The organism is Longilinea arvoryzae (genome assembly GCF_001050235.1).
Lineage (GTDB): Bacteria > Chloroflexota > Anaerolineae > Anaerolineales > Anaerolineaceae > Longilinea > Longilinea arvoryzae.
Genome location: NZ_DF967972.1, coordinates 127,561 through 149,758, shown reverse-complemented (window position 1 = coordinate 149,758; position 22,198 = coordinate 127,561). Strand labels below are relative to the sequence as shown.

The window sequence follows — 22,198 nt, the reverse complement described above, 5'->3', positions numbered from 1 at the left end:
CGTCACGATTCCAACTGGGCATCCGGCCGGATGGTCCTTCGCTGGGCGCCAGGCGCTTCCTAATCATCGTCTTCACCGGTCAATGTGCTGCGGTGTGGGGCGCGGCGGTCCTGCTCCAACCCGCGCAACAGTCCGGCGCGGCTGGCGCCCGAAAGCTGGGGGATTCCGGCCAGGGTCAGGGTCTTTTCCGGGTCGAGGGCGGGGGCGCGCAGCACAAGATAAGCGCGGTGGATGGTCCATAGCGGGTTGGGACGGTCCACCAGTTGAACCGCGTCTCCGGCCTGCAGCGTGCCCTCCTGCAGGACGCGGTAATACCAACCGGTACGCCCGCTTTCATCCATGCGAATGGCCAGATCTGGCTGGTTCCAGCGACGCGCCAGCTTCCAGCACGGGCCGCGCGGCTGGCTGACCTGCAGAATTACCGTCCCAATGCGGACGGTATCTCCGATGCAGACGTCATCCTCCACCAGGCCGGACGTGGTCAGATTTTCACCAAAAGCGCCGCCGGAAATTTCTCCCAGCCCCAGTTCGACCGCCCATGCGCGCAGATGCTCGACAGGATAGGCATTGACGGCCTTATCCGGGCCGCCGTGAACGCGTGGATCGGCCTGTTCGTCGCCCTCGACATGGGCGGTGCCAACCCAGACCGGGCCGCCGACCGGATCCTTGCAGATGGCGCTGCTCCAGGCGCGCTGCATGGGTCCGGCGGAGGATTCGTCGCCAAACTGGCGGGTACGGCCGACTTGAACGGAGAGGATGGCAGCCTGGTTCATGGGGTTCGTCCTTTCAATTGATCCGATCGAATTTGCCAGACGGGGATGACTCTATCATACTTCCGAGTGGTGGTTTCAGGGCTGCGAACCAGTATAATTGATTCGCATCATCCAGTGATCTCAGGGTCTCGAGTCATACCATCGATTACTGCCAGAGGAAAAATATGAAATTACCGCTTTATCAGGTGGACGCGTTCACCGCCATACCTTTCAAGGGGAATCCGGCGGCGGTTTGCTTTTTACAGGAACCGATGCCGGATGCGTGGATGGCCGCCGTGGCCGGAGAGATGAACCTCTCCGAGACCGCCTTCCTACTCCCCGAAAACGACGGCTATCGCCTGCGCTGGTTCACGCCGGCCGTGGAAGTGGGGCTGTGTGGGCATGCCACGCTGGCCAGCGCGCACACACTATGGGACAGCGGCCGCCTTTCTGCCCAGGCTGAAGCTTGTTTTTATACCCGCGCGGGCCGGCTGACGGCGCGAAAGGATGGCGCGTGGATCGAGATGAATTTTCCGTCCCGCCCGGTGGAGCCGGCGAGCGCGCCGGAGGGTTTGCTGGAGGCGTTGGGCGTGACGGCCAAGCGGATTGCGCAGGGCGGCAACACCTATATCATCGAGTTGACCAGCGAAGCCGAGGTGCGGGCCGCCGCGCCGGATTTTTCAGCCCTGGCCAGATTACCGCTGCGTTCGGTGGGGGTGACCAGCCGCGCCGCCATGCCCGGTTACGACATCGTCTCACGTTACTTTGCGCCGCAGGTGGGCGTCAATGAGGACCCGGTGACCGGCTCGCTGCACTGCCGGCTGGCGCCGTACTGGAGCGCAATCCTGGGTAAAAATGAGCTGTCTGCCTATCAGGCGTCGGCGCGGGGTGGAGAATTGCGCCTGCGTCTCGAAGATGACCGCGTCCGGTTGGGCGGGCAGGCGGTCACCGTTCTGGAGGGTTCATTGCAATGCTGACCTGCATCCAGATGCGGAAAAATGAGCGTCGCGGGTCTGCTATAATCATCCACATTCGATCTTTCGAGTGATGCTGATGAAAAGATATCCCCGACTGTTCTTTGCACTATGCCTGGCGGCTCTCGTATCCGCGTGTGATCTGACCCCGGCGGCGGTGCTGCCCGCCGATCCACCCGCCGCGGTTGCCACCGTGGCGCCAACGGAAGCCCAATCCGACGCCATCTCCGTCTATTTTACCGATCCGGATTCTGCATTGGCGGCTGAGGGACGGGGTGGACCGGACGAGGCCCTGGCGGCAGCCATCGCAGCGGCCCAGTCCTCGGTGGATATGGCCATGTACAATCTGAGCCTGCCTTCCATCGGCGACGCCCTGTTGGAGGCTTACCGGCGCGGCGTGGTTGTCCGCCTGGTGGTGGATGACGAGACCTACGAGGATGAGATTTCTTCCAGGCTGAGGAAAGCCGGGATTCCGGTGGTAAGCGACCAGCGCGAGGAGTTGATGCATAACAAGTTCACCATCCTGGATGGCCAGGAAGTGTGGACCGGTTCGCTCAACCTGAGTACGGGGGGTACCTATTCGGATTACAATAATCTGGTACGCATTCGATCGACGCGGCTGGCCCAGGATTACACCGCAGAATTCGAGGAAATGTTCCTCGACCACCAGTTTGGCGAGAACAGCCCGATGAATACGATCTATCCGCGGCTGACAGTGGACGGGCGCACGGTGGAGGTGTATTTCCTGCCGGAGGACGATGTCGAAGATCGATTATTGGACCTGGTGGGCAGCGCGCACGACTCGGTGGATTTTCTGGCCTATTCCTTCACGCTGGATTACCTGGCCGATACCATGATCGATCTCGAAAATAATGGGATCCGGGTGCGCGGCATCATGGATGCCGAACAGGAAGCCTCGAACCAGGGCGGTGAGTACGATCGATTGGTCGATGCCGGCCTGGATGTGCGCCTGGATCCCTTCGATGGGTTGTTGCATCACAAGGTGATCATCGTCGATGGGCAGTGGGTGGTGTTGGGTTCGGCCAATTTCACCCGCAGCGGGCTCTTCAAAAATGACGAAAACCTGGTCATTCTTAACGACCCAACCCTGGCAAGTTCTTTTGAAACCGAATTCGAGCGGCTCTATTCTTTGAGCCGACCCTGAATGGGATGGAAGAGCCTTCCCCCTCAGGGTGTAATTTCATAGGAGACTAAAATGAAACTCATGCATGAAACGTTCTTTGAAAAACTGGCCGACAAACTGCACACCGATTCGGGCGTCCGACGCGCCTACGGCGAACCCATCGAGTTCGAAGGGCGCAAGATCATTCCGGTGGCCAACATCACCTTCAGCTACGGCTTTGGCGAAGGCGGCGCCGGAGAGGGTGAAAAACCCGCGGAAGGGGAAGCGAAGAGCGATGCCGAAAAAGCTGCCCAGGCCGGCGGTTATGGGTACGGCGGAACGACCAAATCCGAACCCCTGGGCGTCATCGAAATCACACCCGATGGATCGACCTTTCTGCCGATACGCCCGCGGCGCGAACTCGCCAAAGGTCTGGCGTTGGGGCTGGTACTCGGCCTGATCCTCGCGCGCCTGCTGCGCCGATGAGGGAATCCGATGACAAACATAGCTGAAGGGAAACAACCATGTACTATTTAATCCCGGCTTTCCTGCTCTTCCTGGGCGCTTTTATTCTGGTGCGCACGTTCTTGTTCAGCCACCCGCCAATGCCGCCGGAAGAAGGCGAACTGCCAACCGTCGATCGCGAAAGGCTGGTGGTGGGATTGGGAGAAGCCATTCGCTGCGAAACGATTTCCCGGGGGGATAACCAACCGCCGGATGCCGGCGCGCTGTACAAACTGCACACCGGACTACAGGTGCGGTTCCCCCAGACGCACGCCCGTTTGAAACGCGAGTCGATTGACGATCTGAACCTTTTGTATACCTGGGAGGGATCGCAGCCCGACCTGGCGCCGGTATTGTTCACCGCGCACCAGGATGTGGTGCCGATCGACCCCACACAGGTCGATTCCTGGCAGCAGCCGCCTTTCAGCGGCGTTTTGGTGGATGATTATGTATGGGGGCGCGGCGCTCTGGATACCAAATCCACCTTGATCGCGCTGCTCGAAGCGGTCGAAAGTCTGGTCTCGGCCGGTTACCAGCCCCAGCGCACCATCCTGCTGGCATTTGGATATGACGAAGAAGTCCTCGGACTGAAAGGCGCGCGCCGCATTGCCGGGGTACTGGAAGAACGCGGAATCCACCCGATGCTGGTGCTGGATGAAGGTGGGGCGGTGGTCGAGGGCGTGCTGCCGGGATTCAACGGCCCGGTCGCGATGGTTGGCAATGTCGAAAAAGGGTACCTCGATCTGCTGCTGACAGCCAGCGGACAGGATGGGCACTCTTCGACGCCGTCGAAACACAGCGCCATCGGCGCATTGTCGCGGGCGCTGATCAACCTGGAAAGCCATTCGATGCCGGCCAATCTGTACTTCCTGGAGCAAACCGCCCGCTCGGCCGGTTATATGGCCAGCTTTGGCACGCAGATGATTTTTGCCAATTTGTGGCTGTTTGGCAGGATCGTGCGCCGGCGATTGGAGGCAATCCCGCAAACCGCGGCCGCCATCCACACCACCACCGCGTTGACGCGCATCGAGGGGGGATTCAAGGACAATGTGCTGCCGGCTCAGGCGCGCGCGTTGGTCAATTTCCGCTTATTCCCGGGCGACAGCATCGCCGATGTCTGCGATCATGTCCGCCGCGCCATTCACGACGACCAGGTTCAGTTCGAGGCCTTGCCGGATTTGAGTTGGGAAGCATCCCCGATTTCACAGACCGACACGCTGCTCTTCGACCAGATCCGAATTGCCGTGCAGAAGGTGTTCCCGGACGCCGCCGTTGCACCTTACCTGGTGCAGGGCACCACGGATGCGCGCCATTACACCGGCCTGTGCGGGCAGGTGTTTCGTTTCTCGCCGTATCAAATCACGGCGGACGAGCTGGCGACCATCCACGGTCTGAACGAGCGCATTTCCGTCGAAAATCTGGAGCGCATGGCGCAGTTCTACATGCTGGTGATGCGCACCTGGGGCGGCGCTGAAGAAAGCGCCCCGGCCGACAGCGAAGAAATTGAAGTTGAAGACTCCACCAGCGCAGAAGCCGTCAGCCAGAAGGCCGAACGCCAGGAAGCGGATGGCGAGTCGTAGTCCGGAACCGGTGAAAAATCCCTGAATTCTAAAAACTACAGTCGGGGCGATTCATGAATCGCCCCGACTGTTTTATATCCCATGCCGCTGGATCGGGATCAGGGCGCAATGGTAGCAGCCACAACCCGCTCGCCGCTCAAATCGGTGTGATATTCGTATTTCAAGCCGGCGTATTCCAACGCGACCCGATAACCGGGTGTGACCATCTGCGCGCACATCACGTCCGGGCTGCTGACGCCCAGACAGGAATCGGGCCATTCCACCTCCTCGACGCTGACCACGGTGATGAGCAGGTCGAGATCCAGACCCAGCCTGGCCGCCAGCGCCTGGCGCGCATTCACAGCCGCCTGGGGGATATCAGCTGGAGTCAGTTCCTGGCGCACCAGGTCCCCGGTCTGGTTGGTATGAAAGATATAAAAATTTTCTCCGACCTTCAGGAAGACGCGGTAACCGGGTGTGACAGCCAGAGCACAGCTTTCACTGGCGCTGCCCAGCTCAAGGCAGGCGTCGCTCCAATTGGCGGCGACATAACCGGCCACGGCGACCGCATCGGGTTGCGTCCCGAGCCTATCGGCCAGCGCCTGGCGGGCGGCCGTGACCGCCGGCGGAAATGGCGCCAGCTCATCCGTGGCCTGCGGGGTGAGCGTGGCCGCGGGCAGGGTCGGGCTGGGCTGAAGGGCGAGGGGTGTCTTGCGGTCGATCGGTGTCGCCAGCGCGTTGCCGCAGGCCGAGAGAAGCAGGCCGCAGGCCACGAGAATGAATAATCGATGGCGCAATTTCATGGGGGCATCCTGAATGGGTGAGATGCCTCAATGATACCTGACTCCCGGAGCTGTGCACAGTTCCAGAAAGCCGGCAAACCCTTCCCGTTATTCTGCAATCCTTGCAATCTTGGTGGACGCATATTGACATTGAGAAATTCCACGCTATACTTTACAAATGTAAAATACAATTGTTCAAAAGGAAGCGCTGGATGCCATCAAGTCCACGGGAAGAAATCCAACAAATGGTCCTGGTAGCCCGGTTCTACTACGAGGATGGATTGACGCAGGAGGACGTTGCTCGCGAGTTGAAAATTTCCCGGCCAACGGTTTCACGCTTGCTTCAGAGGGCCAGGGAAGAGGGCATCGTCCAGATTGCGATCAGCGATCCCTTTTTCACAGATGAGGCTTTGGGAGCGGAGATTGCCCGGAGCTGCGGATTGCAGGCCGCCATCGTCATCCCGGCCGTCGATCGAAGACCGGAGCTGAGTTTGAAGCGCCTGGGTCTGGCCGCCGCGAGATACCTGGAGCAGACCCTGAAATCGGATGATGTTCTTGGCGTGGGGTGGGGAAGGACCCTCTATGCGGTCAGCCAATCCCTGGCGCCCACGGTGAAGAAAGATTTCCTGGCCGTACCTCTTCTGGGCGGGCTGGGACAGATTTCCCCCAATTTCCAGGTTCATGAGATCACCCGCGCCATCGCCGAAGCCTTTGGCGGATCCTGGAAACAGCTTTACGTGCCCGCCCTGGTCCGGGATGAAATGACAAAGGCCAATTTACTTCAAACCAAAGACCTGCTCGATGTGGTGGAAACCTGGGGCACGATGACCAAGGCGCTGGTGGGTATCGGCAATTTTAGTTTCGACGTCGAGATGCAGATGCTTTTTGCAAGCTATCTGGATGAAAAAACACGCTCTCATTTGCAGGCGGGCGGAGCGGTGGGGGATATCTGCGTGCGTTTCTTCGATATTCAGGGCAACCCGGTAGAGGGATTGGTGGGAGCCACGGGTATCGAGCTGGAACAACTTCGCCGCGTTCAACAGGTCATCGGTGTGGCCGGCGGAGTGGATAAGGCTGAAGCCATCCTGGGTGCGGTTCGCGGCAAATACATTCAGGTGCTCATCACCGATGACCTCACTGCGAAGAAAATTCTTTCAATGACCAGGAGTTCATAAATTGATCCAATCAACCAACAAAATGATTCGGCTGAATCGCATTTTTGGCGTGGATGGAAAGACTGTGGTCGTTGCCATGGATCACGGCAGCGCGGGAATGGCGCCTCTGGGCGCACTGCAAGACCCGACCCAACTCGTCCCCATATTGATCGATAATGGCGCCAATGCCATCCTTACCACACCCGGGATTGCGCGCCTGTGCGCTCACCAGCTTGGCCGGGTGGGGCTAATCCTGCGCATCGATGGCGGGCCCAGCGCGCAAACGGGCGAGTGGGAGCGCATCAAGGTGGTGCTAACGGTGGAAGACGCGCTGCGTCTGGGCGCGGATGCGGTCATCATGATGGGCATCGTCGGCGCGCCCGGGGAAACGGAAACCCTCGCCAATCTGTGGCGGGTGGCGGCGGAATGTCACGCCTGGGGCGTGCCGTTGATCGCGGAAATGCTGCCGGGCGGCTTCACCGCCAAAGAGATCACCGTCGATCAAATCGCGGTGGCTGCCCGTTTGGGGGCCGAGTTGGGCGCGGATGTGATCAAGATCCGCTATCAGGGGCCGGCGGAGAATTATCGCAAGGTGATCGATGCCTGTTACCGCCCGGTGATCATTTTGGGTGGATCCAAACAACCGGTGGAGATGCTCGCCAAAGAAGCTCGCGAAGCCCTGTCGGCGGGCGCAGCCGGTGTGGCGATCGGACGCAACGTCTGGCAGGATTCGGACCCGGGCCGGGTCACCCGGATGTTGAAAGAAACCGTGCACGCTTTATGAGTCGATTTGAATCGGTTGGGCTGATTATCAATCCCAGGGCCGGACAGGGATTTGCGGTCAGCGCGCGGGTTGCCCGGGCTGCGCTGGAAGAATTGCAGCCAACCCTTCTCTACACCGGGCCCGCCGAACTGGGTGCGTCCGCGCTGGATGGGATGGCTTTTCCGAGGGTCACCGTTCTACCCGCGCCGGACCAACCCGGCCGCGCCCAGACCCAGGCTTTGGCGATGCAGTTGGCGCAGCTTCCCCTTTCGATCCTCGTGGTCGTCGGCGGCGATGGAACCCTGGCGGATGTGGCCGGTGTGCTCATCGGGCAGGCCTGCGATATCCCGCTTTTGGGAATTGGAATCGGATCAACGAATGCCGGGAACCTGATCACCTGCCGGGCGGCTGAAATCGAGCAGTTGAAATGCGACCGGCTGTGCGCAGAACCCTTACGCGCGCTGCTGGCCTATGCTGACAACGAGTTGCTGGGAATCGGTTTCAACGATTGCGTACTGGGGTACACCGTTGTCGGAACGTTGAACAACGTCGTTCAGGACCTGGATGCAGCCGCCAAGATGGCCGGATCGAATCAACCCGGGACTCCCCGATCGATTGGCACGAACCAGACCCTCGTGCAGCGCCTGAGCCCCGATGGATCCCGGACGATCGCCAGCGGACGAAAAATCGCCAGCGTGGTCATCGGCTTTGCCGAACCGGCCTTCTTCGCCAAGGCCATTACGGGCGGGGTATGCCTGGCGGCGTTGGTCCAGGCGCCGGCCGGCTGTCTGACGGCGGATGTGCCGCTCGTTCAAATTGGCCTGGATCGCCAGGCCGTGCTGGCCTTGCCGCCGATCGTCAGTTCCTATGCGACGTTCGATGAAAATCAGCGCATTCGAGTCAGCGGAGTTCGGAAGGGGACGGCCGTATGTGTGGATGGCAATCCCATGAAAATTCTCCAACCCGGCGACGATATCGAATTTGGCGTTGACGTGGATGCGGTGCGGTCACTTCGACTTGCCTGATTGGGTTTTATTGGAAAGGATTGGTTTATGAAGGCTTTCCGTTACTATGAGCAAGGAAAAGCTGGCATTGAAGAAATGGCTTCTCCCATTCCACAACCCGGGGAAGTGTTGATTCGGATGCGCGCGTGCGGGATCTGCGCCACCGATATCAAGACCATCCGCCAGGGACATCCAAAGATCAAACCGGGTTCGGTCCTCGGCCATGAAATCAGCGGCGTCATCGAAGCCGTCAATCAGGTCGACGGTTGGCATCCAGGCGATCGCGTGGCGGCAGCGCCCTACGCGCCGTGCGGCGAATGTGATGCCTGCCGCCGAGGGCAATATACCCTGTGCGATCATCTGATGGATGAAGGTTTCATTCCGGGAGGATTCGCGGAATTTGTGGTCATCCCCCCCCGGATTGTTCGAAAAGGATTGTTCTCGATTCCAGATGAATTGCCCATGGAACATGCCGCGCTGGCTGAACCCCTGGGATGCTGCCTGCACGGCCTGGAGGCGATGGATATCGATCCCAATGACCGGCTGTTGATCCTTGGCGATGGGCCCATGGGTTTGCTGCAGGCGGAAGCCGCCCGCGCGCTGGGTGTGAACCAGATTGTCCAGACCGGTATGATCCCTGCCCGGCTGAAGCGATCTGCCCAGGTGGCCGATGTGGCCATCGACGCGAGCAAGGAGGATTTTGACGAGCAGCTTCACAAAATCTATCCTGACGGCGCAGACAAGGTGATGGTATCGGTGGGAAATGCCGCGCTGGCAGAAACCGCGTTCAAATATGTACGCAAGGGAGGGACGATCAACCTCTTCGCCGGGTTGCCCCGGGGAACCACGTTGAATATCAACCCCTACCCGATTCATTACGATGAAGTGCGCCTGGTGGGATCTTTTGGCCTGTCCCCGCAGCATTTTCACCTGGCGCTTCGATTACTGGCAGAAGAAAAGGTCAATGTCACCGGGATTATCACAGGTACGGTTCCGATCGAGGGAATTCTGGATGCAATTCAAAACGTGTCGGAATATCGCGGGATCAAAACGGTTGTGAAATTTGGGGAGGAGCTGCCAATGGAATGATGTCAAAAACGGATTGATTTTCCAGTCGAATCTGCTTCTTAACCGAAAAGTCTCATTTCGTCCGGAGGGAACCATGCAAAACTTTTTGAATTCAATCCTTGCAGGCCTTGCCAAACTGGTGGGCTTAATTTCATACCAGGGGATGTTTATTCTGGGCATCATTGTTTCGATCCCGATGACAATCATTTTCCTGGGTGAAATCTTTGGTTACCAATTCAACTTCAAACCATTCGGTTTCAAGAAAGTTGTACGGCGTTGGAATGTCAAGTCGGTCGTCATTGTGGCCATGACCGCGGCCCTGTCTGTGATCCTGCAGGTCGTCGGCGCCGTCATCGTGCTTGTTCCTGGCACCATCACTTTCCGCGCGGATGCGTTGATCCGCTTCCCCTTTGGCGCCATCTTTGGCATGCCGGCAGTCTGGGGCGCCATGATCTCCAATATTATCGGCGATGCGCTGGCCGGCACCCTTGGACCGGGTTCGATCGCCGGTTTCATCATCACCTGGTGGATGCCCTACCTTCTCTACCGGTTCTACAAGCCCATTGTCGAAGATTATTCCATCCTGAAGGGCCGCTCGGTCTGGAAGTATTATGTGGTCACTTTCCTGTGGTGCATCATAGGCCCCCTGTATCTGTGCACCAACTTCCAATACCTCAACCTGTTCCCGAAGGAAGTGATCTGGCCGGTGATTTTCCCGTCCGTCATTGTCACCACCTTCATCGGCGGTTTACTGGGCCCGGTGGTGGCGCGCGTGATCGGTCCGGCCGCCAAACGCTATGGCCTATCACGAGATGAACTGAAACACGAGAAAGAGGACTAATTTATTCGTTTCGTCATCAGGCCAGGATCTACAGACGATTTCACCTGCTCTGGTAATCCTGGCCTGAGTTTCTCAGGCCGAACCTTTGGCGAAGTAGAGGTGGCATGGAACCGATTGTCAAGATTACTGGCTTACGTTATGCGTACCGTGGGCATGAAACGACGGAAGTTTTACGTGGAATTGACCTTGAAATTCAGAAGGGCGAGTTTCTTGCGATCGCCGGGCGCACAGGGTCAGGGAAGAGCACCCTTTGTTATTCTCTGAATGGATTGGTGCCGCATAGTTTTGGCGGAAAGATGGAAGGCTCTGTAATCGTTTCAGGGACGGATACCCAAAAAGCCACCCCGGCTGAATTGGCTCAAAAGGTTGGAATCGTCTTGCAGAGCGCCGAGTCCCAGATCGTCGGATTGACCGTTGAAGAAGATGTCGAATATGGTCTGGAAAACCTGGCTCTTCCGGTGGATGTAATCATCCGCCGCCGCGAGGAAGCTCTGGAAATCGTCGAAATGACGGCTTTCAAAGATGTTTCCCCCTGGAACCTGTCCGGTGGCCAAAAACAGCGGGTTGCGATTGCGGCAGCGCTGGCTTTTCGGCCTGAGATCCTGGTGTTGGACAATCCAACCGCGGAATTGGATCCCATTGGCAAGGAAGAAGTTTTACAGACGATCGCGCACCTCAATCGGGATATGGGGATTACGATCGTGATCGTGGATCAGGAATTACAGGAGATCATCCCGTATGCAGACCGGATTGCCATCATGGATGATTGCAAAATCCTGGTGGTGGATACGCCGGAAAAGGTGCTGGATCAGGCGGGATTGCTGCGGGAGGCCGGAATCAAACTCCCGGATGTGACCGAAATCGCTTATCAACTCCGAAAAGATGGACAATGGCCAGGTGCGCTGCCGGTTGACCTTGAGACGACCCGGCAAACATTGAAAAGGATTCTACCGGCAGATTTCGAACCAGGGCTGCCGATTGAAAAATCACAGGTTGTTCCAGGTGAACCGTTGATCGTCGCCCAGAAGGCCTGCTTTAATTATTCGAATGGAAAGCCGGTATTAAAGGATGTCGACCTGGAAATCCATCGCGGCGAGTTTATCGCGCTGATGGGCCAGAATGGCGCAGGGAAGACGACCCTGGCCAAACACCTGAATGGTTTGCTCAAGCCAACCGCCGGGAAAGTGATCGTCGAAGGATTGGATACACATTCGGTATCCATCTCCAGGTTGTCGAGCAAGGTGGGTTATGTATTTCAGAACCCTGACCACCAGATCTTCTCGAAGAATGTGGCTGAAGAGCTGGCATTTGGTCCCAGGAACCTTAAGTGGGATGAAAAACGGATCGAGGAAGCGGTTCAGAAATCGCTTAAGGATATCGGAATGGAAGGACGCGGTGAGGACGAGCCCTTCTTCATGGGACTGGCCGAACGCAAGTTGATTGCCATCGCTTCCGTTCTCATCATGGAACCGGATGTGCTGGTGCTGGATGAGCCGGCTACTGGCGCAGATTTTGGCGTCGCCCTGCGAATTATGCGCTATATCTGTGGTTTGCACCAAAAAGGCCTGACGGTGGTCATCATCACGCACGACGTCTCACTGGCAGCCAACTATACCAGCCGGATGTTGGTGTTGAATCACGGCCATATTGCGCTCGATGGACCCGCAGAAGAGGTGTTTGCTCAAAAGGAATTGCTGCGCGAGTGTCACATCTCCCTGCCACAAGTGACGGAGCTATCGAACCAGCTTCAGGATTGTGGCATCCCCGGAAATATCATCCGCGTACCGGATATGGTTCAGGTGTTAAAGGGAGGTCAACTGTGACGGCTATCCGTGTTTCTTATTACGAGGGCGTAAAATCATTCCTATCGCAATTGGACCCACGCACCAAGCTGATCTATATCCTGTGGGTATTTGCGATGATCATGGTATTCACGGATCCACGCTATCAGTCTTTCACCATGGCGACTCTGCTGCTGGCGGCCTTTGCCGGCAAACTTTCCTTGAAGCGCGTGATGAAATTCGGCCAGTTGGGCATCTATGCCGGCGTTCTATCCTGGGTGCTGTGGATTGTGTTCCTGCGCGACCAGGGTAATCCGCTGTTCAGCATCTTTGGCTGGGCGGTGACCGATATGGGCGTCCTGAAAGGTCTGGCAGTTGCACTGCGCATCACATCGGTTTTGTTTGCCTTTTTGATCGTCGCCATGGCGACGCCAACCCGCGAAATCATTACGGGACTGTATCAAATGAAGGTTTCGGTCGTGTTCGCGATGGTGGTCGGGATCGTCCTGCGTTTGATCCCGCAATTCCAGGCTGAGCATGGCATCATCATCGAAGCCCAGAAATCACGGGCGACGGAATTCGACAAGGGCGGCCTGATGACCCGCTTCCGCAAGCATACGGCCTATATCATCCCGCTGTCCTTGCGCGCTCTCAAGATCGTCAGCGACCTCAGTGTTGCCATGGAATCCCGCGCGTTCGATCCATACGGCAAGCGCAATTTCGTACACGCCAGCCAGTTCACACGCACGGATAAGATCATTTTCGGCATTATGATCTTCTTCCTGATTGCTTCGATCGTTATTCGGATCATGGGATATGGCAGTCTGACGATCGCTGGCCTGAGCACGGGACAATAACCGGGATTTACGAGTTCGGTATTGCTTGATCCGAAAAGAGGCTTTAAAGATAAGCAACTTTCCAGGTTCGATATGGAAAGTTGCTTTTTTCTTCGGTCATTCCACCGCCGACCGGCGCAGCCGTCCGGTTTCCTTCAGACTGTCACCAAAGGTCAATCCTGAGAACCCTTACCATTTGGCGTGGTGTTCCTCGGCGAAACCGACCAGATTCTGGACGTCGATCTTTTCGCCGCTGTCGCTGACCAGACGGCCATTGTAACGCCCGAACATCTGGTGCACTTCGCTGGAAAGCACCTTGGCGTCGGTCTTGGCGACGCGTTCGAAGAAGGGGGTGAATTCCAGATCCAGGCGGCCGTCCGTGCCGGTCATGTGCCAGGGTTTCATGAAATTCTTCGAGTCATATTGGAATTTGACTTCCTCCAGCTTGTGAACTTTACCGTTGAGGATGAAAGCGTTCTCACCGGCTGCCGAGGTGTCGCCAAAGCCGAAACCCAGGTTGAGGCCGATGGTGCGCCGGTCGGGCAGAAAACCCGAGGCGCTGGCCCACACCCAGAAGGAATTGTACTCCCACACGCCGCGACCCCAATCCAGGCTGCCCAGGCAGGTGGCCGGGGTGATATCGAAGTGCTTGCCCTGATAATCCACCTGGCCGGAGGCGGGCAGGCAGTTGATCTTGCGGTTGTAATAGAAACGCTTGCCGCGAATGGGAATGACGATGACCATGGATTCGTGGGTGGGGGCCAGCGCCAGGCGCAGGTTGGCGTTCAGCCCGCTGCCGCCGAAGCCCGGCCAGCTCACGTTGATTTTGTGCCCGCCGCTTTCGCGGTTGAAGTCCAGGCTGGCGCGCTTATTGGCAAAATGGCTGTTGCCCTTGCTGCTGTTGCGCGGCAGTTGCACGCCGGCGGCAAAGGGGATGGTGAGCGTTTCTTCGTGATAGTCCCCGGTTTCGAAATCGATTACATAGGCAAAGATCGAGCCCAGGTAGCCCACGTCACTGATGGTAAAGCTGAAGAAATGGGTCGGCGTGGTCAGCGCGTAATAATCCCAGCGTTTGATGCGCATCCACTGCATGAAACGCAGGGCGTAGAAATGCGTCTTGTCCAGATTACAATCCAGCACCGGCTGGCGCGCCCAGCCGATGTCGGTTAAATTCCCCTGCGCGTCCAGCAGCGATCCGGGACCTTTGAGCATCCTTTGCATGATGGTAGCCTCGTGGAAAATGAAGTGAAGAGTGAGGAGTGAAGAGTGAAACGAAAATGCCTGTAAGGATTATTTTACAGGCAGAATGGAAAAGGGAATAACCGATTTGACAGATGAGGATTTACGAATATCGAATAGCCGAATATCACATCAATACTTTATCCGTTCACTCTTCACACATCACTCTTCACACTTCACGCTTCACACTTCACGCTTCACATCTTCCGCTTCACTCCACCACCCGAAAATCGTACACCCCATCGTGCACGGGATAATGGCGCTGGCAGTCCGGGCAGACGATTTCATCCGCCGAGGCCGCGGGCAGCGGGCCGGATCCGCAGACCGGGCAGCGGAAGAAGGCCGGAGGGAGCGGTCCGGGCTGGCCGCCGACGGCGCGGCAACGGGTGAACACGCTGGGTGATAGCTGCCACCAGTTGCCGGTGAGCTGGGCGACGCTGTCCATTGCCACCAGCAGACCGGTCGGCAGCAGTTTTTTGAACAGTCCGATGCGGAAGTGCGAAACGGTCAACATGCGTTCGATGCTGAAGCCGGCCAATTGCAACCAGGTGCGCACCATGGCCGGGTGAAAATCGAAGTTGAGTGCGGCAAATTCGACCGGTTCCGGGGTGAAGGGGCTCCAGTGCTGCCTGCCGAGGGCGTAGCGTACGATCGATTTGAGGTTCTTCTTGTTGGCAAACTCAAGGATGAAAGTAGCATTGGGCTGCAGCGTAAGCCGAACCTGATCCAGCGCCCGGCGGGCATCGGCCATGTGGTGCAGGGTGCGGATCATGGTGGCGCCATCGAAGCTGGCCGGCATGAAGGGCAGCCGGTAAATATCGGCGGCCACGTACGTGAAGCGCTCGGAATCGCCCAGGCGCTGACGGGCCTGTTGAAGCTGGGTTTCGGAATAGTCCAGCAGGACGATGTGTTGGTAACCGGTGTAGCGCAGGGTGTTGCGCCCGGCGCCGGCGCCCAATTCCAACAGGCGCTGGCCGCCTTCCGGCGACAGCAGGCGCTTCAGGGCCACGGCTTCGGCGCGGTCTTCGTAGGCGCGTCCGCCCTGATCCCAGAAGGAGGTTTGATAATCGGAATTGGTGTAATCGCAAACGGGAGGTGTGGATTGCATGAGCCGTTGTTTCTAGATTTAGGATATCGAAAACTTGGGGTGTTAATCACCACGGAGACACGGAGATCACGGAGAAGACCACTTTTTGAGAAGAATAAATTAACACAGATGATTGCTGGCATCGAAAAATGGTTACGCACTTCTCTTTTTATTTTTTTTCTTCTCCGTGTCCTCCGTGTCTCCGTGGTGAGTTCTCTTAAAAATGCGACCGGGCAGGTTTGCCGGCGGCGCCCGGAAGGGCCTCCTTACCGATGCTTCCTCTCGGACCTGTCGGGGTTCGAAGGTTTCCGCCGCGCCGGTCCCGCCCGGTCGCGGGTTAAGGATACCAGAGGATGGAGGAAACGTCAATTCCAGCGCCGCGCCCGTGGGCCGGTCGCTCCCTTGATTCGGACGGGGGTGAAATTGTCAGATCGAGCGGGTTAATTTCATCGTTCGTGGGGTGACTTTCCTCCGGTTCTGTGTCACATCCTTCCGGCCCAGGGCCTGGAAGCTCTTTTTGATCTGTATAATCAACTAAAGAAAATAATTTTCAGGAGAAACGAATGACCAACATCGACCCAAAGCAGGGATTGAGTACGTTGGTGAATCATGTTGGGGAAGGGCACAACCCGCTTCACTCTCACATCACCCCAATTTATCAGACCTCTACCTTCAGCTTTCCGGACGTAGCGACCGGCGCCGCCATTTTCAAGGGCGATGATCCCGGTTACGTCTACACCCGTATGGGAAATCCCAACACCCGCCAACTGGCCCAGAAATATGCCGCGTTGGAAGGGTTCGATCTGCTGCGCGCCGCTCCCGGGCGGCCCCTGGAAGAGATCTCGGATGGGCTGGTGTTTTCCTCCGGGATGGCGGCGGTTTCGACGGCCGTGCTGGCCTGCGTGAAAAGCGGCCAGACCGTCATCGCCCAGGAAGCCCTGTACGGCGCAACCCACACCTTCCTCAAGAACGTGGCCCCGAATTATGGCATCAAAACGGTCTGGTTGACCGATCCATCGGTCGAAAACTGGGCCGCCGCCTTCGAGCAGCATCCCGAAGCCGTGCTGGCTTACGCCGAATCCCCGGCCAACCCCACCATGGCGCTGGTCGATCTGGCCGGCGTGGCTGAGACCGCTCATCAGCACAAGGCCTGGTTGATGGTCGACAATACCTTTGCCTCGCCCTACTGCCAGCGCCCGTTGACGCTGGGCGCGGACGTGGTGGTGCATTCCACGACCAAGTACCTCTCCGGTCACGGTCTGGTGATCGGCGGCGCGGTGATCAGCCGGCACGTCGATTGGGTGCGCAAAGACCTCGGCGGCCTGCTCAAGACCCTGGGCGGTTCGGAAAGTCCTTTCGACGCCTGGCTGGCGAATATCGGCCTGAAGACCTTCGAACTGCGCATGCAGCGCCACTGTGAAAACGCCATGTCGGTGGCGCGTTACCTGGAAAGCCATCCCAAGATCGCGCGCGTTTTCTATCCGGGATTGGAGAGCCATCCCGATCACGCCCTGGCCCGGCGCCAGATGCACGATTACGGCGGCATGATTTCCTTCGAATTGAAGGGCGGCCTGCAGGCGGGTGAAGCCCTGATGAACCACGTGCAGACCTGCACGCTGGCGGTCAGCCTGGGCAACGTCGATACACTGATCGAGCATCCGGCCAGCATGACCCATTCGGCCGTGGCGCGCGAAGAACGCCTGAGCGCCGGCATCACCGACGGCCTGGTGCGCCTCTCGGTGGGCATCGAAAACGTCGAGGATATCATCCGCGATCTGGACTGCGCGCTGGAGAAGGCGTAAGGAAGCGGTTAGCCTTTAGCTGTTAGCGATTGACAACCGGGCAGCCGCGTCAAATCCAAATGCCTGAAGATGATCAGCAATGAAAGTAAAATACCGCCAGGAATGGCGGTATTTTTTCATTAAGGGTGGTTGTTTCAGGACGAGGTTCGATGGACCGGAGTCGCGCCCACCTGGATGCCGTCCAGAGAGTCGATTGGGCCAGATGATGGACAAAATGACCCGGTGTGTTTAGAATCGACTGGACCGATATTTTCGATGCTCAAGGAGAGAAAATGAGTTTTCCGGTGAATACCAGCATGCACCTGGTGAAGGGCGAGGATCTGAACCACCACGGCACGCTTTACGCCGGGCGGAGCGCGGAATGGTTCGTCGAGTCCGGGTTTATTTCAGCGGCGATGCCGACCAGACCGGAAAATATCGTATGCGTGAAAATCCACGGTATGACCTTCAGCCGGCCGATCCAGAAGGGTGAGGTGGTGACCTTCAAGAGCCAAATCGTAAAGGTCGGGCGGACCAAGATCATTGTTCTGATCGAGGCGCATGTCGCGGATCAGATCGCGGTGCGCGGGTTCATGACCTTCGTGCACGTGGATTTACAGGGAAATCCCCAGCCGCACGGCCTGGAACTGGCGCCGGTGACGGAGGAAGAAAAGGCGCTCTACGACGAAGCCTCGAAATTGGTGTGACGTTCTTCGCATTGGTTTTCGTAGGTTGGGTTGAGTGATTAACAATAACTTGAATCGGCCTATGCCGAAACGAAACCCAACATATTGTGACGGCCGTGAACGTTGGGTTTCGGGTGGAAATCGTGACAGTCCGATCCTGGATTGATCCACCCCTCAACCCAACCTACAAATCTGATTCCGGAGACGGACCAAGAAAAGGCGCTCTACGACGAAGCCTCGAAATTGGTGTGACGTTCTTCGCATTGGTTTTCGTAGGTTGGGTTGAGTGATTAACAATAACTTGAATCGGCCTATGCCGAAACGAAACCCAACATATTGTGACGGCCGTGAACGTTGGGTTTCGGGGTGGAAATCGTGACAGTCCGATCCTGGATTGATCCACCCCTCAACCCAACCTACAAATGCTATTCCATTCCTTCCTCACCGGACCATACCTGCCCGTCTTCACCCCAATTGGTTGGATAATATCCATTTTGAACGAATTTCAGAAAACTTGAATATTTCCACTTGACCGGTGAATCAACCAACCCGTGTTTGACAGGGTTGTAGTGTATATATTCGATATGGCATGCTAAATCATCTTCATTGCGAATATAGTGTTCCCAAAATCGGCGCTGCCATATCTCGCGTTCTCCCTTACTTTGGCGCGAGATTGATGCGCTCGGGCCATTGCTTACTTTCCAATTCCTTGTGAAGTAACTCTTGATCATACGCCACCGTGTGGAATAATCGCCTGACTCCAATGGCAATTCCCATATAAAATGAATGTGGTCGGGCAAAATCACGCTGGCAATAATCGTAAACGGCATACGGCCAATGGTATATCGAAAAGCGTTTCGTAAAAGATCGACAGATTCAGGGGTAAAAAATATTGGCTAGCGTTGGTAAGTCACCAGGGTAAAAAAGAACGTACCACCAGGAACATAAACGCGGCGGTATTTCATGATTTGATTATAGCGTTATCGTATATGGATTGTTGTGAAAAACGATGTCCGTTTTCGTAGGTTGGGTTGAGTGATTTTAACAATAGCTTGAATCGGCCTATGCCGAAACGAAACCCAACATTTCCTTACGGCCGTGAATGTTGGGTTTCGGGGTGGGGAAATAGCCGGCAAAATCTGTATTTCACCCACCCCTCAACCCAACCTACAATAATTTTATATTTACCCTTCCAACTCGGCGATTTTGGCTTCCATCAACGACACCATTTCGCCCAGCGTACCGGCATCGAAGGCCAGGCGCGCTCCGGCGGTCTGGTAGAGCTGCGGCAGGGTGGCCGTGCCGCCCAGCGCCAACGCCTTGCGATAGCTGGCGACTGCGCCGGCCTGGTCCTTAAGCGAGTTGCGCCACACCTGAGCCGCGCCCAACTGCGCCAGACCGTATTCCACGTAATAGAACGGCACCTGGAAGATGTGCAGCTTGCGCTGCCAGCCGGTGACCATTTCGTCTTCCAGACCACTCCAGTCGACCACGACCATGAAGCGGCGCCATTCGCGGCCCCAGGCGGCGTCGCATTCGGCCGCGTCCATGGCCTTTTCCGGATTCTCATAAACCCAGTGTTGGAAGGCATCCACCACCGCCATGTAGGGCCAGAAGAGGATATCGCCTTCGAGGTGTTCGATGCGCGCGCGGCGGGCGTCTGCCGGGGTGTAGAAGCCGCCCGCTTCCTTCGCCAGGTAGGGTGAAGCCAGCAGTTCCATGCCCATCGAAGCCACTTCGTTGAATTCCATCGGCACGTTCATCTGCTGGGCGTAACGCAGGGGCGCCTTTTCGAATTCGTGGAAGGAATGCCCGCCTTCATGCAGCAGGGTCTGGACATCGTCATGCATGCCGACCGCGTTCATAAAGATGAACGGACGCTTCGCAACCGGGAAGCTGGTGGTGTATCCGCCGGGAGCCTTGTTCTTGCGGTTCTCCAGATCCAGCAGACCTTCCTTGCGCATGGTGTCGAAATAGCCGCCCAGCACCGGATCGACCTTATGGAAGATGGAACTGACGCCGGTCTTGAACTCGTCATCGCTCTTAAAGGGACGCAGCGGGGGCAGGTTGGTCGGGTCGACGTCCAGGTCCCACGGGCGCAGCGTATCCAGGCCCAGGCGCTGGCGGCGGCGTTCATAGATGCGCCGGGCGGCCGGCACAACGGCCTTTTCGATGGCGTCGTGGAATTTCCGGCAGTCGGCCGGGGTGTAATCGAAGCGCTGCAGGACCTGCCATATATAGGCACGGTAATCGGGTTGATCGGCGTTGGCAGCCATCTTCAAGCGCAACGGCAGGTATTTTTGCCACAGCTCGTTGAGGGCAGTCCGATCGGCGAGTTGGCGCCCGGCTCCCAGGCGCCAGGCTTTTTCGCGCAGCGCGCGGTCGGTGGATTGGTAGACGGGGCGCAACTGTTGGACGGTGACTTCCTTGCCTTCCCATTCGACGACCTGCGCGCCGAGAATCTTCTGGTGCTCGGTGGTGAACTTTTGCTCTTCGGCGATCAGCGGCAGGTTGGCTGCGCGGAAAATATTGGCTTCAGCGCGGATATTGCGCAGTTGAAGCTCGAAACCGGCCGGCTGCAGGCCGCTTTGCAGCAGCATCAGTTTGAGCTCGTTATCGGCGGCCATGGCCTTCGGATACAATTCTTCGTAGAAGGTGTTGTAGGCCTTTTCGGCGGCTTCGTCCACGGTGTTGACCGTGACGGCGACGGCCAGGCGTTGGCTCGATTCGGTCACCGTCCGGATCAGATCGGACCAGTGATCCAGCCAGACTTCCACGTTTTGAGAGGTGAGCCGGGTTTGTTTGAGTTCGGTGAAATGCGGCTCGATATCGGCCCAGGTCAGGTGGGTCAAAGCGTCTGCGGATTGCGGTAGAGGATGGGACATTCCAACTCCAAAAAGGTGAGGGTGGGTATAACGAAACGAAGGATTGGTGAAACCCAGAGACTGGAAAGCCGGCAGGAAAAGTCGATATGACCGCCCACCGGCTAGACTCCCGGACGAAAATTCGAGCAGCCCTCGCGGGGCCGCCTACCGTTAATTCTAATCCATAAACAGCGCGTCGAGGAAGGTGCCCAGGTCGTCGCGCCCTTCGAGAATGTCCAGGTTGAATACCTCGGTATAGCCGCAGTTGGTGCACGAAACGAAAGTATATCGGTAAGGTTGGATCTCGAGCAGGCGTGAAATACCCGTGCCGGACATGGCCAGTTCCTGGGTTTGACCGCCTTTGGTGCCGCAGCGGGAGCAGACGAATTCTTGTGCCAGTAGTTCGGTAGCCTGAGACATAAAACCTCCGTTTGGAATTTATACAGCAAGGGTCGGTTTTCGCAGGTGCCAATCGGTCACCTGCTGGTAGGTGTGCGCCACCCGGAAAAGCAGGTCCTCGCGGAAATCCGGGCCCATCAGTTGCATGCCGATGGGCAGGTTGTTTTGATCGAAGCCAACCGGGAAAGCCAATCCGGGTACGCCGGCCAGGTTGATCGGCAGGGTGAAAACATCCTCGAGATACATGGCCAGCGGGTCGTCGCTGTGTTCGCCCATGCGGAAGGCGGTGGTGGGCGCGACGGGCGTGGCGATGACGTCCACCTGCTCGAAGGCCTGTTCGAAATCGCGCTTGATGAGCGTGCGAACTTTTTGGGCCTGGCCGTAGTAAGCGTCATAATAGCCGGCGGAGAGCGCGTAGGTGCCCAGCATGATACGGCGTTTGACCTCGGGGCCGAAACCGGCGCCGCGCGAGTCGAAATAAAGCTGCTTGAGTTCGTCGGCGGGTTTGCGCAGTCCAAAGCGCACGCCGTCGTAGCGCGCCAGGTTGGCGGAGGCTTCGGCGGGGGCGATCAGGTAGTAGACTGGCAGGGCATATTCGGTGTGCGGCAGGCTGACCGGGTGCACGCTGGCGCCCAGGTTTTCCATCTGAGCGATGGCAGCCCTCACGGCGTTTTCCACCTCGGCCTGCATGCCGGGGATGAAATATTCGCGCGGCACGCCGATGCGCAGTCCCTTAAGCGATTGCCCGGCCGGCAACGGCGTGTAGGCCGGGACGGAGGTATCCATGCTGGTGGCGTCGCGCGAATCGCAGCCCGCCATGTGCTGGAAAATCAGGGCCACATCTTCGGCGCTGCGCGCGAACATGCCGACCGTGTCCAGCGACGAGCCGTAGGCCACCAGCCCGTAGCGCGAGACGCGTCCGTAGGTGGGTTTGATGCCGGTGACGCCGCAATAAGAGGCCGGCTGGCGCACCGAACCGCCGGTGTCGGTGCCGAAAGCGG

At 57.7% G+C, this 22,198-nt stretch carries 20 protein-coding genes, 1 other RNA gene and 1 pseudogene; 13 read left to right on the top strand and 9 right to left on the bottom strand.

Going from position 1 to position 22,198, the window contains the following annotated elements; translation table 11 throughout:
* Positions 1–59 precede the first annotated feature (59 nt).
* Complete coding sequence (locus tag LARV_RS00700; RefSeq protein WP_075071832.1) at positions 60–773, bottom strand: MOSC domain-containing protein; 714 nt, start codon at positions 771–773, stop codon at positions 60–62.
* Positions 774–937: 164 nt separating this feature from the next.
* Between LARV_RS00700 and LARV_RS00695 the strand changes: the two genes are divergently transcribed.
* The 4 genes from LARV_RS00695 (at position 938) to LARV_RS00680 (ending at position 4,933) form a co-directional block, all read left to right on the top strand.
* On the top strand, positions 938–1,729 hold the full coding sequence (locus LARV_RS00695; protein ID WP_075071831.1) for a PhzF family phenazine biosynthesis protein: 792 nt from the start codon (positions 938–940) through the stop codon (positions 1,727–1,729).
* A gap of 76 nt (positions 1,730–1,805) precedes the next feature.
* Complete coding sequence (locus LARV_RS00690) at positions 1,806–2,891, top strand: phospholipase D-like domain-containing protein (RefSeq protein ID WP_172797746.1); 1,086 nt, start codon at positions 1,806–1,808, stop codon at positions 2,889–2,891.
* Positions 2,892–2,942: 51 nt separating this feature from the next.
* A complete protein-coding gene (locus tag LARV_RS00685; protein WP_083522219.1) occupies positions 2,943–3,335 on the top strand; it encodes a spore germination protein GerW family protein in 393 nt (130 codons plus the stop codon).
* A gap of 38 nt (positions 3,336–3,373) precedes the next feature.
* Complete coding sequence (locus tag LARV_RS00680; RefSeq protein WP_075071829.1) at positions 3,374–4,933, top strand: M20/M25/M40 family metallo-hydrolase; 1,560 nt, start codon at positions 3,374–3,376, stop codon at positions 4,931–4,933.
* A gap of 98 nt (positions 4,934–5,031) precedes the next feature.
* Here the strand turns inward: LARV_RS00680 and LARV_RS00675 are convergent, their stop codons facing one another.
* Positions 5,032–5,715, bottom strand: coding sequence for a hypothetical protein (locus LARV_RS00675; protein ID WP_075071828.1), 684 nt, complete (start codon positions 5,713–5,715; stop codon positions 5,032–5,034).
* A gap of 191 nt (positions 5,716–5,906) precedes the next feature.
* On the opposite strand from LARV_RS00675, the gene LARV_RS00670 reads away from it, so the two are divergent.
* From LARV_RS00670 to LARV_RS00640, 7 genes are all read left to right on the top strand, one after another.
* A complete protein-coding gene (locus tag LARV_RS00670) occupies positions 5,907–6,869 on the top strand; it encodes a sugar-binding transcriptional regulator (protein ID WP_075071827.1) in 963 nt (320 codons plus the stop codon).
* 1 nt (position 6,870) lies between these two features.
* A complete protein-coding gene (locus tag LARV_RS00665) occupies positions 6,871–7,632 on the top strand; it encodes a class I fructose-bisphosphate aldolase (RefSeq protein WP_083522218.1) in 762 nt (253 codons plus the stop codon).
* Entirely contained in the window at positions 7,629–8,636 is a 1,008-nt protein-coding gene (locus LARV_RS00660; RefSeq protein ID WP_075071826.1) for a diacylglycerol kinase family protein, read from the top strand. The genes LARV_RS00665 and LARV_RS00660 overlap by 4 nt, the downstream gene beginning before the upstream one ends.
* A gap of 27 nt (positions 8,637–8,663) precedes the next feature.
* Positions 8,664–9,704 carry an alcohol dehydrogenase catalytic domain-containing protein gene (locus LARV_RS00655; RefSeq protein ID WP_075071825.1) on the top strand — a complete coding sequence of 347 codons (1,041 nt, stop codon included), beginning with the start codon at positions 8,664–8,666 and terminating at the stop codon, positions 9,702–9,704.
* A gap of 73 nt (positions 9,705–9,777) precedes the next feature.
* Positions 9,778–10,524 carry a hypothetical protein gene (locus tag LARV_RS00650; RefSeq protein ID WP_075071824.1) on the top strand — a complete coding sequence of 249 codons (747 nt, stop codon included), beginning with the start codon at positions 9,778–9,780 and terminating at the stop codon, positions 10,522–10,524.
* A gap of 104 nt (positions 10,525–10,628) precedes the next feature.
* Positions 10,629–12,347, top strand: a complete 1,719-nt coding sequence (locus LARV_RS00645; protein ID WP_075071823.1) for an ABC transporter ATP-binding protein — start codon at positions 10,629–10,631, stop codon at positions 12,345–12,347.
* Complete coding sequence (locus tag LARV_RS00640) at positions 12,344–13,162, top strand: energy-coupling factor transporter transmembrane component T family protein (protein ID WP_075071822.1); 819 nt, start codon at positions 12,344–12,346, stop codon at positions 13,160–13,162. The genes LARV_RS00645 and LARV_RS00640 overlap by 4 nt, the downstream gene beginning before the upstream one ends.
* A gap of 168 nt (positions 13,163–13,330) precedes the next feature.
* Here the strand turns inward: LARV_RS00640 and LARV_RS00635 are convergent, their stop codons facing one another.
* The 3 genes from LARV_RS00635 to ffs all read right to left on the bottom strand — a co-directional run bounded on the left by LARV_RS00635 (position 13,331) and on the right by ffs (position 15,795).
* Positions 13,331–14,362, bottom strand: a complete 1,032-nt coding sequence (locus LARV_RS00635) for a DUF2804 domain-containing protein (protein WP_075071821.1) — start codon at positions 14,360–14,362, stop codon at positions 13,331–13,333.
* A 229-nt stretch (positions 14,363–14,591) separates the two neighbouring features.
* Positions 14,592–15,488 carry a methyltransferase domain-containing protein gene (locus tag LARV_RS00630; protein ID WP_075071820.1) on the bottom strand — a complete coding sequence of 299 codons (897 nt, stop codon included), beginning with the start codon at positions 15,486–15,488 and terminating at the stop codon, positions 14,592–14,594.
* Positions 15,489–15,695: 207 nt separating this feature from the next.
* Positions 15,696–15,795: signal recognition particle sRNA small type (gene ffs, locus LARV_RS00625), an RNA gene on the bottom strand.
* Between the two features lie 235 nt (positions 15,796–16,030).
* Here ffs and LARV_RS00620 point away from each other — a divergent pair.
* Positions 16,031–17,269 (top strand): trans-sulfuration enzyme family protein, encoded by a 1,239-nt coding sequence (locus tag LARV_RS00620; protein ID WP_075071819.1) that lies wholly within the window; start codon positions 16,031–16,033, stop codon positions 17,267–17,269.
* A gap of 272 nt (positions 17,270–17,541) precedes the next feature.
* A complete protein-coding gene (locus tag LARV_RS00615; RefSeq protein WP_075071818.1) occupies positions 17,542–17,955 on the top strand; it encodes an acyl-CoA thioesterase in 414 nt (137 codons plus the stop codon).
* Between the two features lie 404 nt (positions 17,956–18,359).
* On the opposite strand, the pseudogene LARV_RS00610 reads toward LARV_RS00615, so the two are convergent.
* The 4 genes and pseudogenes from LARV_RS00610 to LARV_RS00595 form a co-directional block, all read right to left on the bottom strand.
* Positions 18,360–18,899 (bottom strand): annotated as a pseudogene (locus LARV_RS00610) (REP-associated tyrosine transposase).
* Positions 18,900–19,118: 219 nt separating this feature from the next.
* The gene (locus LARV_RS00605) at positions 19,119–20,819 is read right to left on the bottom strand and encodes a M3 family oligoendopeptidase (RefSeq protein ID WP_075071817.1); all 1,701 of its coding nucleotides are present in this window, start codon (positions 20,817–20,819) and stop codon (positions 19,119–19,121) included.
* Between the two features lie 156 nt (positions 20,820–20,975).
* A complete protein-coding gene (locus LARV_RS00600) occupies positions 20,976–21,218 on the bottom strand; it encodes a zinc ribbon domain-containing protein (RefSeq protein WP_075071816.1) in 243 nt (80 codons plus the stop codon).
* Between the two features lie 18 nt (positions 21,219–21,236).
* On the bottom strand, positions 21,237–22,198 hold a 962-nt coding region (locus LARV_RS00595), incomplete at its 5' end, for an amidase family protein (RefSeq protein ID WP_075071815.1).

Bases quoted from the DNA above. Each gene is read 5' to 3' on its own strand.
- LARV_RS00620 (WP_075071819.1), top strand. From the start codon at position 16,031: ATGACCAACATCGACCCAAAGCAGGGATTGAGTACGTTGGTGAATCAT.
- LARV_RS00630 (WP_075071820.1), bottom strand. From the start codon at position 15,488: ATGCAATCCACACCTCCCGTTTGCGATTACACCAATTCCGATTATCAA.
- LARV_RS00615 (WP_075071818.1), top strand. From the start codon at position 17,542: ATGAGTTTTCCGGTGAATACCAGCATGCACCTGGTGAAGGGCGAGGAT.
- LARV_RS00675 (WP_075071828.1), bottom strand. From the start codon at position 5,715: ATGAAATTGCGCCATCGATTATTCATTCTCGTGGCCTGCGGCCTGCTT.
- LARV_RS00650 (WP_075071824.1), top strand. From the start codon at position 9,778: ATGCAAAACTTTTTGAATTCAATCCTTGCAGGCCTTGCCAAACTGGTG.
- LARV_RS00645 (WP_075071823.1), top strand. From the start codon at position 10,629: ATGGAACCGATTGTCAAGATTACTGGCTTACGTTATGCGTACCGTGGG.
- LARV_RS00690 (WP_172797746.1), top strand. From the start codon at position 1,806: ATGAAAAGATATCCCCGACTGTTCTTTGCACTATGCCTGGCGGCTCTC.
- LARV_RS00685 (WP_083522219.1), top strand. From the start codon at position 2,943: ATGAAACTCATGCATGAAACGTTCTTTGAAAAACTGGCCGACAAACTG.
- LARV_RS00660 (WP_075071826.1), top strand. From the start codon at position 7,629: ATGAGTCGATTTGAATCGGTTGGGCTGATTATCAATCCCAGGGCCGGA.
- LARV_RS00680 (WP_075071829.1), top strand. From the start codon at position 3,374: ATGTACTATTTAATCCCGGCTTTCCTGCTCTTCCTGGGCGCTTTTATT.
- LARV_RS00655 (WP_075071825.1), top strand. From the start codon at position 8,664: ATGAAGGCTTTCCGTTACTATGAGCAAGGAAAAGCTGGCATTGAAGAA.
- LARV_RS00605 (WP_075071817.1), bottom strand. From the start codon at position 20,819: ATGTCCCATCCTCTACCGCAATCCGCAGACGCTTTGACCCACCTGACC.
- LARV_RS00600 (WP_075071816.1), bottom strand. From the start codon at position 21,218: ATGTCTCAGGCTACCGAACTACTGGCACAAGAATTCGTCTGCTCCCGC.
- LARV_RS00670 (WP_075071827.1), top strand. From the start codon at position 5,907: ATGCCATCAAGTCCACGGGAAGAAATCCAACAAATGGTCCTGGTAGCC.
- LARV_RS00695 (WP_075071831.1), top strand. From the start codon at position 938: ATGAAATTACCGCTTTATCAGGTGGACGCGTTCACCGCCATACCTTTC.
- LARV_RS00635 (WP_075071821.1), bottom strand. From the start codon at position 14,362: ATGCAAAGGATGCTCAAAGGTCCCGGATCGCTGCTGGACGCGCAGGGG.
- LARV_RS00700 (WP_075071832.1), bottom strand. From the start codon at position 773: ATGAACCAGGCTGCCATCCTCTCCGTTCAAGTCGGCCGTACCCGCCAG.